The organism is Citrobacter sp. wls718, from assembly GCF_005280945.1.
In the GTDB taxonomy this organism is placed as follows: domain Bacteria; phylum Pseudomonadota; class Gammaproteobacteria; order Enterobacterales; family Enterobacteriaceae; genus Citrobacter; species Citrobacter gillenii.
This window is the reverse complement of the sequence record NZ_SZWV01000065.1, coordinates 25,405-39,503: the sequence shown is the minus strand read 5'-3', so window position 1 is coordinate 39,503 and position 14,099 is coordinate 25,405. Positions and strand designations below refer to the sequence as shown.

The following is a 14,099-nucleotide window of genomic DNA, read 5'->3' as shown; positions in this document are numbered from 1 at the left end:
GAACTTGTTCGCACCTTCCTTAGCTATCTGGGAAAGCGTGTTGCAGGAAGAGCCTGATAACGCGGATGTTCGTACCGGCTGGATAATGACGCTGGCAGATGCCCGTTACAATCAACAAGCCCTGACCGAGGCGAATAAATGGGCGCGAGCGCATCCGGGAGCCGATTCCGATGCCCTGCTTGCCTACGTGTACCATTCGCAGAATAAAAACTGGGATGCATTGCTTGTCGCCAGTCAGGCGGTTGACGTTGATCCGGGCAACAAAAATGCAAAATCAACGCTGTTGTCCGCGCTGGCAGCCAACCGCATAGCCGAACCTGCGTTGGGACTGGCGGAAGAGGTTCCCACATCCGATCCCGTGAAGCGTCGCCTTGCGCTTGATGCCGCGGCCGAAAAGGTGCGCTCTTCGTATACGACCGCGCGCAATGAAGAAGAACGTTTTATCGTGGCGGACAAAGCCCTTGCCCGCTATGACCAACTGCTTGCTGCCTGGAAAGATGATCCCGCAGCCCAGGGCGATGTGCGTCGTGCGAGAATAGACCGTATGGGGGCCTTGCTGGTCCGCAAGCGTACCGCTGACGTTATTACCGAATACGAATCACTGTCAGCCGAAGGCGAAGTCCCCAACTATGCAAAACGTTGGGTGGCTTCCGCGTGGTTAAGTGAACGTCAGCCGGAAAAAACCGAAGCGATGCTGATGAGCATCTACTATCCGAACGGGCCGATACCCGTTACGCCGCTTAGCCCTGAAGATCAACAGGATCTGTTCTACGCGCATATCGATAATGAAAACTTTGTTGATGCCAAAAAACAGGTCGATGCGTTAATCAAAGACAGCCCGTACCTGCGACGGATCTATGGTTCGCCTACGCCGCAGCCTAACGATAACTGGCTGCTTGGCCAGACGCTACTCGCGCAATATCACATTGCCGCTAATGAGCTGCCCGAAGCCGAAAAGCTGACGGAACATCTGGCGCGTACTGGCTCGGGTAACCAGGGGCTACGTATCCTCTATTCTTCCGTACTCGAAGCCCGCGGTTTGCCGCATGCCGCCGAAAAAGAGCTGAAGCTTGCGGAAGTGATCGAGCCAAGCAACCTGGAACTGGAGCGTCAGCAGGCTTATGTGGCGCTGGATCTCCAGGAATGGAAGCAGGCCGATGAACTGACTGATGATGTCATCGCTCGTAGCCCGGATGATGAGGCAACGCTGCGTCTCGCGCGCATTCGCGATGTGCATAAAATGTCTGAACTGCGGATCAGCGGCACGCAGGGGATCTCCTCTGATAGCCCGGTCAGCGGTAAGAATGACTTCAATATCAATACCGCCATTTACAGCCCACCGATCAATGATAACTGGCGACTGTTTACTGGATTCAACTTCGCTACTGGTGAATTTGAAGAAGGTAAGGGCATTAGCCGCGATCTGGCGGCCGGTGCGGAATGGACCTCCCGTGACTACTGGGCTGAAATGGAAGTTTCAGGTCGTAATTATGGCGATGGTCAGAAAATAGGTGGTCGTCTTTCTGGCTGGCATGATTTCAACGATAACTGGCGTATCGGCGGTTCGGCGGAGCGTCTTTCGCGTAATACGCCCCTACGCGCATTGCGTAGCGGCGTGTACGCCAACGGTGGAGATATGTTTGTCCGCTGGTATCAAAACGAACGACGAGAGTATCAGTTGTCGTTTGCCGCATCACATTTCTCGGATGGTAACGATCGCATCGAGTACGGGCTGAGTGGAAAAGAGCGTCTGTGGACGACGCCGCGCTTTACGCTGGACTTCACGCCGGGTATCGGTGGCAGTACCAACACCAAAGAAAATGTGCCGTATTACAACCCCAAAAGCGATTTCTCTGTGGTACCCGGCTTGAGCGCGGAGCAGGTCCTTTACCGACACTATGACACGGTCTGGACCCAGCAAGGCGTGGGCGGTGTGGGTAACTACTGGCAGCAAGGCGAAGATGGCGGTGCGATAGTTCAGTTAGGTTACGGACAGCGGCTTAAATGGAATAACGTCGTGGATGGCGGGGTGATGCTGATGTGGGATAAACGCCCCTACGACGGTAAACGTGAGCGGAATATCTCCCTCGCTTTCGATTTGAATGTTAGGTTTTAAGGATAGAACATGCTGAAAAGATGCCTGTGGCTTAGCGCACTTATCGCTGGCTGGTTGATGATCACCGCGTGTAGTAGCGCGCACAATACGACACCTCGCTATGTTCCTCCAGGAGAGAGAACCGAGCTGACGGCGGACCATCCGTGGCCAAAAAATAGTTTCCTGGTGTTGGGTTATCACGATGTTGAGGATGGCGCAGCGGATCAACGCTATCTTTCTGTACGTACCAGTGCGCTGAGCGATCAGATCGGCTGGTTGCGTGACAACGGCTATAACCCGATCAGCGTGCAGCAAATTCTCGATGCCCATGACGGCAAAATCGTGCTGCCTGAAAAAGCCGTCTTACTTACCTTTGATGACGGCTATAGCAGCTTTTATACCCGCGTCTGGCCGCTGCTAAAAGCCTACAACTGGCCTGCGCTATGGGCGCCGGTGGGAAGCTGGGTGGATGCCCCAGCCAACAAAAAAGTGGATTTTGGTGGCCTGATGACGGCCCGAGACAAGTTCGCTACCTGGAAAATGGTTGAGGAAATGGGCAAATCGCCGCTGGTGGAAGTCGGGGCGCATACCTGGAACTCACACTTCGGCGCAGAGGCGAACCCGCAGGGCAGTAAAGAACCGGCGGTGGCGAACCGTCTGTATGACAAGAAAACCGGTACGTATGAAACGGATGAGCAGTACACTCGCCGCATTAATACCGATATCTCGTTGATCACCAACAAAATTAAGTCTGTAACCGGGAAATCGCCCCGCGCGTGGGTATGGCCATACGGTGCTGCTAACGGTACGACGTTGAATTTGGCCAAAGAGCACGGCTATAAAATGGCGTTTACGCTCAACGAAGGGTTGGCGAATGCGGCGTTCCTTGATGATATTCCGCGTGTACTGATCTCAGATAACCCTTCTCTTAAGCGTTTTGCCAGTCAGATCGCTCAGGTACGTGAACCGCAGACCATGCGCGTGATGCATGTCGATCTGGATTACGTGTATGACAAAGATCCTGCCCAGCAGAAGAGAAACATAGATAAGCTGATCCAGCGTGTTTACGACATGCGCATTTCACATGTCTTCCTGCAGGCGTATGCCGACCCCAAAGGCGACGGGAATATTCGCGAACTCTATTTCCCTAACCGTTGGCTGCCGATGCGTGCCGATCTCTTTAACTACATCTCCTGGCAATTACAAACGCGTGCTGGCGTGACGGTTTATGCCTGGATGCCAGTGCTGGCGTTCGATCTCGATGCGTCTGTTCCGCGTGTCACCGCATGGGATCCGAAAACCGGACGCAGTGCGATTAACCACGAACAGTATGTGCGTCTGTCTCCCTGGAGTAGCGAAGCGCGTCAGCGCATTACCGAGATCTATGAAGACCTGGCGAAGCACGCCAGCTTCAAAGGCATATTGTTCCATGATGATGCATTCCTGACGGACTTCGAAGATGCCTCGCCGGATGCGTTAGCCGCCTACCGCGCAGCGGGCCTTCCGGACAGCATTGAGAAAATCCGTAACGATCCGCAGGCGTTTGAGCGCTGGACTCGCCTGAAAAGTAAGATGCTGATCGACTTTACCCAGCAACTGACACGTTCGGTGCGTAATATTCGCGGCCCGCAGGTACAAACGGCGCGCAATATTTACGCCATGCCGGTTCTGGAGCCAGAAAGTGAAGCCTGGTTTGCACAAAACCTGAATGACTTCCTCAATACCTATGACTGGACTGCACCGATGGCGATGCCATTAATGGAGAATATTCCAGCCAATGATGCCAATGCCTGGCTCGACAGATTGGTGAATGCCGTTGCGCAGACCCCAGGCGCGCTGGATAAGACCGTGTTTGAGCTGCAGGCACGCGACTGGCGTAAATCCGGCGAACAGGCCGAAATCAGTGGTAAACAGATAGCCGAATGGATGCGCCAGCTTAAATTAAGCGGTGCAGGTAACTACGGTTATTATCCGGATGATTTCATCAGCGACAAACCCGAGATGTCAGAGATTCGCTCGACGTTCTCATCATACTGGTACCCGCAAAAATGACCGATCGCATTATTGCTTTCCTGATACTTTGCCTGATGTTCAGCCTGCCGTTTGGCGTGGCTGTCATCTTTACGGGTGAAGTGATGCTGAACTTTGTTTTCTTCTGGCCCTTGTTCATGTCTGCTTTGTGGATAAGCGGTGGGGTGTACTTCTGGTTTTACCGTGAGCGCCACTGGAAATGGGGAGACGATACACCGCCACCGACGCTGGAAGGAAATCCGCCGGTTTCGATTTTGATCCCCTGCTTTAACGAAGGGATCAACGCCCGCGAAACCATCAGTGCCGCGATGGCACAGCGCTATAAGAACATTGAAGTTATTGCCATTAACGACGGTTCAACGGACGACACGCACGACGTGCTGGAACAGTTGGCAATTGAGTACCCCAGCCTGCGGGTGATTCATTTAGCTGAAAACCAGGGTAAAGCGCTGGCGCTCAAGACCGGTGCACCCGCTGCGCGTAGCGATTATCTGGTGTGCATCGACGGTGATGCGCTACTGGATCGCGATGCGGTGGCCTATATTGTGGCCCCGCTGATCCAGTTCCCGCGTGTGGGGGCGGTAACCGGGAACCCGCGTATCCGTACCCGTTCCACGTTGATCGGCCGCGTGCAGGTCGGCGAGTTTTCGTCAATCATTGGTCTTATCAAGCGTACCCAGCGAGTCTATGGGCAGATCTTTACCGTCTCCGGCGTGATTGCGGCGTTTCGCCGTCGTGCGCTGGCTGAGGTGGGATACTGGAGTCCTGACATGATCACCGAAGATATCGACATCAGTTGGAAGCTGCAGTTGCGCCACTGGTCGGTATTCTTTGAACCGCGGGCGCTGTGCTGGATCCTGATGCCTGAAACCTTAAAAGGGTTGTGGAAACAGCGTCTGCGCTGGGCGCAGGGTGGGGCTGAGGTGTTTATTGTTAACATGCGCCGCCTGTGGTCGTGGGAATTCCGCCGCATGTGGCCGCTGTTCCTCGAGTTCTGTTTTTCGACCGCCTGGTCGTTTGCCTATGCGGTCAGCATCCTGTTGTTCGTGTTAGGGCTGATCATGCCGATGCCTGACTCGTTATATGTGCAGCATCTGTTCCCGCCAGCCTTTACCGGACTCATCCTCGGCGTGGTCTGTTTACTGCAGTTTGCCGTGAGCCTGATGATCGAACGACGCTATGAAAAAGGCATTGGCGCCTCGTTGTTCTGGATTATCTGGTTCCCGGTGGTGTACTGGATGCTTAGCCTGTTTACCACGCTGGTGGCGTTCCCCAAAGTGATGCTCAAACGCAAACGCGGGCGCGCGCGCTGGGTGAGCCCTGACCGTGGAATAGGGAGGATCGAACCATGAACCAGCCACTGATCTTTACCGAGCGGCGTCTCCTGCCACGCATAATTGACGTGCTGTTGACGCTGATTGCCTGGGTTGGGTTTCTGTACCTGATTTATAAAGGGCTGATTACCGCGCTGGCGCACTCACCGTATATGGGCGTGCGGCCGTTTTTCACCACCCTGGATACGGTGACTTTTTACATGCTGGTCGCCTTAATCAACGGACTGGTGCTGATTGGCTGGGCGAAGTACAACCAGTACCGTTTTCGGGTGGAACGACGCAACCGCAGACCTGGGCTTGAACATCATGAGCTGGCAGAAAGCATGCGTATTACCCCGGAACTGGTAACAGAGCTCAACAAAGCCAGGGTGCTGACGGTGCATCACCATGAGAATGGTGAAATCAGTCACGTCGATGTGGACAAGCACATTGCCGATAACCGGTTGCCACCGCCCACGCCGGCCATGCTGACGATGCTGCCGGAAAGAACGCTCGAGTCTGAAGACGCAAAATAATGACCCTCAGGCGGCATGAGACAATTTGTGCCGCCTGTTACATCCTTCAACCCTGCATCGGACTATGATTAGACTCGGTACAATAAAAATAACTGAGGCAATGTCATGGATAAGGAACTACTGGATGCAGGCTACCGGGCCTATACCGGTGAGAAGATCGACGTCTATTTCAATACGACAATGTGCCAGCACTCGGGGAACTGTGTGCGCGGCAGCGCGAAGCTGTTCAACCTCAAGCGTAAACCGTGGATTATTCCTGATGAAGTTGATGTTGCCACGGTTATCAGGGTTATCGATACCTGCCCAAGCGGTGCGCTGAAATACCGTCAGAAATAAGTGAGGGAACCATGGAAATTCTTGCAGGCCATAACAAATTTTATGTGAATGATGCGCAGGGCAACCAGGTCGCTGAAATCGTCTTTGTGCCGACTGGCGAGCATCTGAGCATTATTGAACATACTGATGTCGACCCGAGTCTGAAAGGTCAGGGCGTGGGTAAACTGCTGGTGGCAAAGGTGGTGGAGAAAATGCGCGCCGAAAACCGCAAGGTTATTCCACTGTGTCCATTTGCCAAACATGAGTTTGATAAAACCCGTGAGTATGACGATATCCGCGCCTGATATGCGCAGTTGTAGGCCGGATCGGCGCCGCCGTCATCCGGCATCTCATTCCCGATGCAGCAGATCCTGATAAATCCCCGTCAGAACCCCGTGTGGGCCAAACTCCTTTTTAATCCACTGAGTGACCCGGCCGGTTGCCGAGTGCTGGGTTGCCAGCAGCATGCGTGAATCCTGACGCGGGTTATGGATCTGACGCGTCACCAGCAGCGACTTCTCCATTGCCTCACGCACCATGTAGTCCGGCAAAAAGCCAATACCTTCGCCGAGGATCTGGCACTGACATTTAGTATTAAAATCGGGGACCAGAATGGACTCCTGTCCGTGCAGCAGCCAGCCGACCTTCTTGTTAATGGTATGCGCGGTGTCTTCGACCATGATGTTTGGGTACAACCGTAGCTGACTTTCTGAAATAGGTTCAGGCATAAACGCCAGCGGGTGATCCGGGGCAATGGCAAACGACCAACGGATCGCCCCTATCTCGGTGTAATCAATTCCGCCGCCGTCCAGTAATGTGTCCGGCGCGCCAATGGCGATGTTGGCCTGGTTATTAATTATGGAATCCCAGACGCCGTTATACACTTCGGTGGTTACGGTTATCTGGCAGGTTGGAAACTGCTTTTTGAGGGCCTGCAACAGCCGCGCGGTATGCTGCGGGGTGTAGAGCAACTGGTTAATGCAGATGCGCACCCGCGCCTCAATACCCTGAGCGATGGTATCAATACTGCGCTTGATGGCGTGGAAGTCGTTTAGCAGGTCGGTCGCCTTGCGGAAGAAATAACGCCCGGACTCGGTTAGCTCAATGCTGCGGGTATTGCGGGTAAACAGCACCACGTCGAGCCCCGTTTCCATTCGCTTGATGGTGTAGCTGATGGCGGAGGTGGTTAAACCCAGCTCTTCGGCGGCCTTGCTAAAACTGCTGTAGCGCGCAGCCATGGTGAACGCCAGCAGGTTCTCCTCGGTAAAAATTGAATTCATCCTCTCTCCCCTCGGGCTCGTCTACCCCCTGCCATACGATGATTGTTGAATGTATTTGTAATCCTTATGCAGAGCAACCAGTTTTGAACGGAATTTAACACTAGGTTCACATTTGATTTGAAGGCAATCACACTTCTGTCTTTTAGTTGCAGGCCGCTATCCGTGCAGCATCCCGCTTTATTTCCCGGATGACTGAATAATGTCTAAAAGAGCAGCGGTCATAAGAGAAAGATTGCACTACAGCACGTTTTTGCTCTCATTATTAAATACTATTCAATAATCGACTCGCTAACGATGAATGAAATTTAAGCGGATGTTATTCCCATCTCTCTGTTGCTATTCTCAGGTTATCGGAATTTTAAAAAGCCTTAAAAACTGCAGGAGACGGATTATGTCAGAGAAAGAACTTATTACTGAATTTCTGCTGGCGGCAGAGCAGGGCAATGCGCAGGGATTAACATCCTGTCTGGCAAAAAATGTGGATATTAATGCGACCAATCGCCAGGGACGTACCGCCATCATTATTGCCAGCCTGAATAAACATTATGACTGCGTGTCTTTATTGATTGAGGCTGGCGCCGATATTAATAAACAAGATCAAACCTGTTTTAATCCCTTCCTGATTAGCTGCCTGACCAATGATTTAACGCTGCTGCGTTTGGTGTTACCGGCTAACCCTGATCTCAATGTTCTCAGCCGTTTTGGCGGCGTTGGCATTACGCCTGCCAGCGAAAAAGGCCACGTGGAGATCGTGCGTGAACTGCTGCTGCGTACCGACATCAACGTTAACCACACCAACTTTGTCGGCTGGACGCCGCTGCTGGAAGCCATCGTACTCAACGACGGCGGCGCAAAGCAGCAGGAAATCGTCAAGCTGCTGCTCGACAATGGTGCGAATCCGCACATGACGGACAAGTACGGCAAAACCCCGCTGGAACTGGCGCGGGAGAAAGGGTATCACCAAATTGCCGAGCTGCTGATTGCCGCCGGAGCTTGACCGAGGAGCGCCACTATCGCCACGCCATCACGGCGATGCGTAACGGCGCTAACCGCCGACGGCGCGTTTCTTGAATTTCGGGGAACGGGGCGTGTAGAACAGGTTTTTTCCCGCGCGGTAAACCTGTTCATACCCGAGCTGCAGCGATTGTTCACCTTACTGAGCGAGAGCGGCGATAACGCGCCTAACAGTTGTCGGCTGGCGCTGACGCATTGTGAAGATCTGTTTCATCCCGGCGAGCCGGTGAGTTTTACCAAGACGGGAATAGCCGTTGGCACGGATAAATGGATAGCAACCTCCGGGTGCCAGACCTGGCAAATGCCGAGTTGGTCGCCAGATGCAGACCGCTTCGCAGCAATTTCCTGGCGTTGCTGGGCAGAGGTTATCCGCCAACAGCTGAATCACCGCGACACATTATTTTTGTACCAAGGCGATAACTCGTTTTATCAGGAAATCGCCCGTGAATTACAGAACCGCCGCCGGGCATTAATCGCCGCCCTGAATAATGGCGAAAATATTTCTTTCGCAGTTGGCCAGTTAATCGGTCTGGGAATTGGCTTAACGCCATCATCCGATGATTATTTAGTTGGTCTGAGTACGGTTTTATTTATTAACGGTCACCCGTTAAAAAAATATCAGCACGATTTTTTAGCAGCGTTACGGATTGCCGGAAATAACACGACGCTGCTCAGTAAAATAACGCTGGAAGAGGCTTTTCATCAGCGTTATCGGGAAAGCGTTGCACGACTGGTAACCCATATTATTACGCGGCAACACCACGTTGCTACGCCATTTATTACTGACATTAAAAATATCGGCTCAAGTTCTGGCTGCGACATGCTGTATGGCATGGCGGACGCCTGCACCCTGAGCCATCGGTCCGGAGGGAATTATGTCGATCAGGATAGTTGTTAAAAAGAACACGTATTTTGATTCTGTGTCACTGATGTCTATCTCAACGCGCGCTAACAAGCTCGATGGCGTGGAGCAGGCGTTTGTGGCGATGGCAACGGAAATGAACAAAGGCGTGCTGAAGAATCTCGGCCTGCTGACGCCTGAACTGGAAGAGGCGAAGAGTGGCGATCTGATGATTGTCATCAAGGGTGCGAGCGAGGCGGCGAACGCGCAAACGCTGGTGGCTATCGATGAGCTGTTCACGCACAAGGAGCAGGGCGGCCAGCACGAAGCACGCTATGCCACGCTTGCCAGTGCGAAGAAGCATGTTCCCGACAGCAACCTGGCGGTGATTTCGGTCAACGGCCTGTTCGCGGCCCGTGAAGCGCGTCAGGCGCTGCAAAATAACCTCAACGTGATGCTGTTTTCTGACAACGTGTCCCTCGACGATGAGCTGGCGCTGAAACAGCTGGCGCACGAAAAAGGGCTGTTGATGATGGGGCCGGACTGCGGAACCGCCATTATTAACGGTGCGGCGCTGTGTTTTGGTAACGCAGTGCGTCGCGGCAATATCGGCATTGTCGGCGCATCCGGCACCGGTAGCCAGGAACTCAGCGTACGTATTCATGAATTTGGCGGCGGTATTTCCCAGCTGATTGGCACCGGTGGACGTGACCTGAGCGAAAAGATTGGCGGCCTGATGATGCTCGACGCGATTGCCATGCTGGAGGCCGATCCGCAAACCGAGATTATTGCGCTGATCTCCAAACCGCCTGCGCCTGCGGTGGCCCGAAAAGTGCTGGATCGCGCGCGCGCTTGTCACAAACCGGTGGTGGTGTGCTTCCTCGGACGTGACGCCGCGCTGGCGGATGAAGACGGATTGCAGTTCGCCCGAGGCACCAAAGATGCGGCGCTGCGCGCGGTCCTGCTCAGCGGCGTGAAAAAAGAGAGCCTGGATCTGCATCCGCTCAACTGGCCGCTGATTGAAGAAGTGCGCGCCCGTCTGACACCGCAGCAAAAATATATCCGTGGGCTGTTCTGTGGCGGCACGCTGTGCGATGAGGCGATGTTTGCCGCGATGGAAAAACATGCCGAGGTGTACAGCAACATCCACCCGGACCCGGCGTTCCGCCTGCCGGATATTAACCGCAGCGTGGCGCATACCTTCCTCGATTTTGGTGATGACGACTTCACCAACGGCAAGCCGCACCCGATGATCGACCCGACCAACCGCATCAGCCGTTTATTGCAGGAAGCGCGGGATCCTGAAGTCGGCGTGATCGTGATGGATTTCGTCCTCGGCTTTGGATCGCATGAAGATCCGGTGGGCGTGATGATCGAGGCGATCGCTGAGGCGAAAGCGATCGCTGCCGCAGATGGACGTCCTCTGGAGATCCTCGGTTATGTACTGGGAACCGACCAGGATACGCCATCACTGGAAAAACAGTGCCAGATGCTGACCGATGCCGGGGTTATCTGGGCGAGCAGCAGCACCAACACCGGATTGCTGGCGCGTGAATTTATCTGTAAAGGGGAGGAAGCCTGATGAGCCAGACGCTGTTTACCCAGCCGCTGAACGTGATTAACGTCGGCATCGCGATGTTCAGTGATGACCTGAAAAAGCAAAATGTACCGGTGACCCAGCTCGACTGGACGCCGCCGGGCCAGGGCAATATGCAGGTGGTTGCCGCGCTGGACGAGATTGCCGATTCGCCGCTGGCAGACAAAATTGCTGCCGCAAACCAGCAGGCGCTGGAACGTATTATCCAGTCGCACCCGGTGCTGATTGGTTTTGATCAGGCCATCAACGTGGTACCGGGCATGACCCGCAACACCATCCTGCACGCTGGGCCGCCGACCCGTTGGCAAAACATGTGCGGCGCTATGAAAGGGGCCGTGACTGGGGCGCTGGTGTTTGAAGGACTGGCGAAAGACCTCGATGCCGCCGCCGAGCTTGCCGCCTCCGGTGAAATCATCTTCTCGCCGTGCCACGAGCACGACTGCGTCGGATCGATGGCGGGCGTCACGTCGGCCTCGATGTTCATGCACATTGTGGAAAACAAAACCTACGGCAACCGCGCATATACCAATATGAGCGAGCAAATGGCGAAGATCCTGCGTATGGGGGCGAACGATCAGAGCGTTATCGATCGCCTGAACTGGATGCGCGACGTGCTGGGACCGATGCTGCGCGACGCCATGAAGTTGGCGGGGGAAATTGATCTGCGCCTGATGCTGGCGCAGGCGCTGCATATGGGCGATGAATGCCACAACCGCAATAATGCCGGGACGGCGCTGCTGATTCAGGCGCTGACCCCATGGATTATTCAGACCGGCTATCCGGTGGCGCAGCAGCGCGAGGTCTTTGAGTTTGTCCTTAGCAGCGACTATTTCTCCGGACCGACGTGGATGGCGATGTGCAAAGCCGCGATGGATGCTGCGCACGGTATTGAATACAGCACCGTGGTGACGACGATGGCGCGCAACGGCGTTGAGTTTGGTCTGCGCGTCAGTGGGTTACCAGGCCAGTGGTTTACCGGCCCGGCTCAGCAGGTGATTGGCCCGATGTTTGCGGGCTATAAGCCGGAAGATTCCGGGCGTGATATCGGCGACAGTGCGATTACCGAAACCTACGGCATTGGCGGTTTTGCCATGGCGACGGCGCCAGCCATCGTGGCGCTGGTCGGCGGTACGGTTGAGGAAGCGGTCGACTTCTCTCGCCAGATGCGTGAAATCACCCTTGGCGAAAACCCGAACGTCACTATTCCGCTGCTCGGTTTTATGGGCGTACCTACCGCTATCGACATTACGCGCGTTGGCAGCACCGGCATTCTGCCGGTCATCAACACCGCGATTGCCCACAAAGATGCGGGGATCGGCATGATCGGCGCGGGAATTGTCCATCCGCCGTTTGCCTGCTTTGAAAAGGCAATTCTCAGCTGGCGCGATCGCTACTGCCAATAACGATAACCAGGGGCTAATGCCGTTAGTCCCTGGTCGTGAAGTGAATAACGTTGCTTACCTGCAGGGCTGGGCGATCCCCGCGATCGCAAACGATGCTTAACCTGTAAAGGATATTCCATGAACAGCACAAAACTAGAATGGAAACGGGGTGACTGGGCGGCTTACTTTGGGCTGATGACCAACAACCTGACTAACCTGCTGACAATGATGGGGTTGCTCATCTTTGTCGTCGGGATCCCTACCGAAATTGTCTACGGCCGTATTGCGCCTGCCTTTGGTCTGGCGGTGCTGGTGGCCAGCGTCTGCTACGCCTGGTTTGGCCTGCAGATGGCAAAACAGACCGGACGTAAAGATGTGACGGCGCTGCCTTCCGGGCCGAGCGCCCCGTCAATTTTCACCGTCACCTTCCTGGTGCTGATGCCGGTGTATCAGCAAACCAAAGATGCCAACTTTGCTATCCAAATCGCGCTGGTGTGGTGTTTTGTCGAAGCGTTGATCCTGGTTGGTGGCTCGTTCCTTGGTGAGACCATCCGCAAGATGATCCCACGCACGGTGCTGCTCTCTTGTTTATCCGGCCTGGGTCTGCTGCTGCTGGCGATGAACCCGATGCTGCAGGCGTTTGAAGCGCCAACCGTATCGTTCATCGTGCTGCTGCTGATCTTCATTAACTGGTTCGGTAAGAAGCCGATTTTTGCCCGTATCCCTACCGGCCTGCTGCTGCTGATCGCCGGTACGGCATTGGCGTGGATCTCCGGCCTGCAAAGCCCGGAAGCGATCAAAGCGTCGATGTCTTCCTTTGGCTTCAACCCGCCGGAAATTCACGTCGACAGCTTCCTGCAAGGCTTGCCGCACGCACTGCCGTATCTGGCTTCTGCGGTTCCTCTGGGACTGGCGAACTACATTTTTGACCTTGAGAACATTGAAAGTGCGCACGCCGCAGGCGATGAGTACAACACCCGTAAAGTCATGATGGCGAACGGCTTTGCATCAATGCTGGGCTGCATGTTGGGTAATCCGTTCCCGGTTACCGTGTATGTCGGACACGCGGGCTGGAAAGCGATGGGGGCCAGTATCGGCTATACCCTCGCGTCGGGGATCACCATGTTCCTGGTGCCGCTGTTCGGTCTGGGGGCGTTTATGCTCGCCATTATTCCGATGACCGCGATCGTGCCGATACTGGTGTTTATCGGCGTGGTAACCGCTAACCAGGTGGTGCGAGAAACGCCCAAAGTTGAGGTGCCCGTCATCTTCATCTGTCTGTTCCCGTGGATTGCCAACTGGGCGTTAACCATCGTGAACAGCGTGATGGGGGCGGCGGGAACGTCAGCGGCAAAACTCGGGACCGACCTGCTGCACAGTAAAGGCGTGTACTACGACGGGTTGGTGCACCTCGGTAGCGGCGCGCCGCTGGCCAGTATACTGTGGGGCTGTATCGCCATCTTCGCCATTATCAACAAACCATTACGTGGGGCGATTGCCGCCGCCGGTGGGGCGCTGCTGTCGCTGTTTGGCGTGATCCACTCCCCGGCCGTTGGGTTTGCTGAAGGCAGTTCGCTGATGTTTGTCATGGCCTACCTGATGATGGGCGGGATGTTCGTGATAAAGCATGTGCTCGACAGCCGTGAAGCGGTGAATGCCCTTGAGCAGCAACCGACCAAAACCTCCTGAATCGCT

General features: G+C 54.7%; 12 protein-coding genes. 11 read left to right on the top strand and 1 reads right to left on the bottom strand.

Annotated features, from left to right (window positions below):
* The 6 genes from pgaA to FDW95_RS12525 form a co-directional block, all read left to right on the top strand.
* Positions 1–2,116, top strand: a 2,116-nt coding sequence (gene pgaA, locus FDW95_RS12550; protein WP_137363518.1) for a poly-beta-1,6 N-acetyl-D-glucosamine export porin PgaA, incomplete at its 5' end; no start/stop codon positions are given.
* Positions 2,117–2,125: 9 nt separating this feature from the next.
* On the top strand, positions 2,126–4,147 hold the full coding sequence (gene pgaB, locus FDW95_RS12545) for a poly-beta-1,6-N-acetyl-D-glucosamine N-deacetylase PgaB (RefSeq protein ID WP_115257546.1): 2,022 nt from the start codon (positions 2,126–2,128) through the stop codon (positions 4,145–4,147).
* A complete protein-coding gene (gene pgaC, locus FDW95_RS12540) occupies positions 4,144–5,478 on the top strand; it encodes a poly-beta-1,6-N-acetyl-D-glucosamine synthase (protein WP_115257547.1) in 1,335 nt (444 codons plus the stop codon). The genes pgaB and pgaC overlap by 4 nt, the downstream gene beginning before the upstream one ends.
* Entirely contained in the window at positions 5,475–5,975 is a 501-nt protein-coding gene (gene pgaD, locus FDW95_RS12535) for a poly-beta-1,6-N-acetyl-D-glucosamine biosynthesis protein PgaD (RefSeq protein WP_115257548.1), read from the top strand. The genes pgaC and pgaD overlap by 4 nt, the downstream gene beginning before the upstream one ends.
* Positions 5,976–6,080: 105 nt before the next feature.
* Complete coding sequence (gene yjdI, locus FDW95_RS12530; protein ID WP_115257549.1) at positions 6,081–6,311, top strand: 4Fe-4S mono-cluster protein YjdI; 231 nt, start codon at positions 6,081–6,083, stop codon at positions 6,309–6,311.
* Between the two features lie 11 nt (positions 6,312–6,322).
* Positions 6,323–6,595, top strand: a complete 273-nt coding sequence (locus FDW95_RS12525) for a GNAT family N-acetyltransferase (protein ID WP_096755814.1) — start codon at positions 6,323–6,325, stop codon at positions 6,593–6,595.
* Positions 6,596–6,640: 45 nt separating this feature from the next.
* Here the strand turns inward: FDW95_RS12525 and FDW95_RS12520 are convergent, their stop codons facing one another.
* Complete coding sequence (locus tag FDW95_RS12520) at positions 6,641–7,570, bottom strand: LysR substrate-binding domain-containing protein (RefSeq protein ID WP_096755815.1); 930 nt, start codon at positions 7,568–7,570, stop codon at positions 6,641–6,643.
* A gap of 298 nt (positions 7,571–7,868) precedes the next feature.
* Between FDW95_RS12520 and FDW95_RS12515 the strand changes: the two genes are divergently transcribed.
* The 5 genes from FDW95_RS12515 (at position 7,869) to FDW95_RS12495 (ending at position 14,093) form a co-directional block, all read left to right on the top strand.
* Positions 7,869–8,567, top strand: coding sequence for an ankyrin repeat domain-containing protein (locus tag FDW95_RS12515; protein WP_338075331.1), 699 nt, complete (start codon positions 7,869–7,871; stop codon positions 8,565–8,567).
* Positions 8,568–8,582: 15 nt separating this feature from the next.
* Positions 8,583–9,482, top strand: a complete 900-nt coding sequence (locus FDW95_RS12510; RefSeq protein WP_115257550.1) for a DUF2877 domain-containing protein — start codon at positions 8,583–8,585, stop codon at positions 9,480–9,482.
* Positions 9,460–11,007, top strand: coding sequence for an acyl-CoA synthetase FdrA (gene fdrA, locus FDW95_RS12505; RefSeq protein WP_096755818.1), 1,548 nt, complete (start codon positions 9,460–9,462; stop codon positions 11,005–11,007). Before FDW95_RS12510 ends, fdrA begins: the two co-directional genes overlap by 23 nt.
* Positions 11,007–12,425: a DUF1116 domain-containing protein gene (locus tag FDW95_RS12500; protein ID WP_096755819.1), complete on the top strand. Its 1,419-nt coding sequence runs from the start codon at positions 11,007–11,009 to the stop codon at positions 12,423–12,425. Before fdrA ends, FDW95_RS12500 begins: the two co-directional genes overlap by 1 nt.
* Positions 12,426–12,542: 117 nt before the next feature.
* Positions 12,543–14,093 carry a xanthine permease gene (locus FDW95_RS12495; protein WP_137363517.1) on the top strand — a complete coding sequence of 517 codons (1,551 nt, stop codon included), beginning with the start codon at positions 12,543–12,545 and terminating at the stop codon, positions 14,091–14,093.
* Positions 14,094–14,099 lie beyond the last annotated feature (6 nt).

What these genes read in the sequence shown, in the direction of transcription:
- pgaB (WP_115257546.1), top strand. Translation starts at nt 2,126, where the DNA reads ATGCTGAAAAGATGCCTGTGGCTTAGCGCACTTATCGCTGGCTGGTTG.
- pgaC (WP_115257547.1), top strand. Translation starts at nt 4,144, where the DNA reads ATGACCGATCGCATTATTGCTTTCCTGATACTTTGCCTGATGTTCAGC.
- pgaD (WP_115257548.1), top strand. Translation starts at nt 5,475, where the DNA reads ATGAACCAGCCACTGATCTTTACCGAGCGGCGTCTCCTGCCACGCATA.
- yjdI (WP_115257549.1), top strand. Translation starts at nt 6,081, where the DNA reads ATGGATAAGGAACTACTGGATGCAGGCTACCGGGCCTATACCGGTGAG.
- FDW95_RS12525 (WP_096755814.1), top strand. Translation starts at nt 6,323, where the DNA reads ATGGAAATTCTTGCAGGCCATAACAAATTTTATGTGAATGATGCGCAG.
- FDW95_RS12520 (WP_096755815.1), bottom strand. Translation starts at nt 7,570, where the DNA reads ATGAATTCAATTTTTACCGAGGAGAACCTGCTGGCGTTCACCATGGCT.
- FDW95_RS12515 (WP_338075331.1), top strand. Translation starts at nt 7,869, where the DNA reads ATGAAATTTAAGCGGATGTTATTCCCATCTCTCTGTTGCTATTCTCAG.
- fdrA (WP_096755818.1), top strand. Translation starts at nt 9,460, where the DNA reads ATGTCGATCAGGATAGTTGTTAAAAAGAACACGTATTTTGATTCTGTG.
- FDW95_RS12500 (WP_096755819.1), top strand. Translation starts at nt 11,007, where the DNA reads ATGAGCCAGACGCTGTTTACCCAGCCGCTGAACGTGATTAACGTCGGC.
- FDW95_RS12495 (WP_137363517.1), top strand. Translation starts at nt 12,543, where the DNA reads ATGAACAGCACAAAACTAGAATGGAAACGGGGTGACTGGGCGGCTTAC.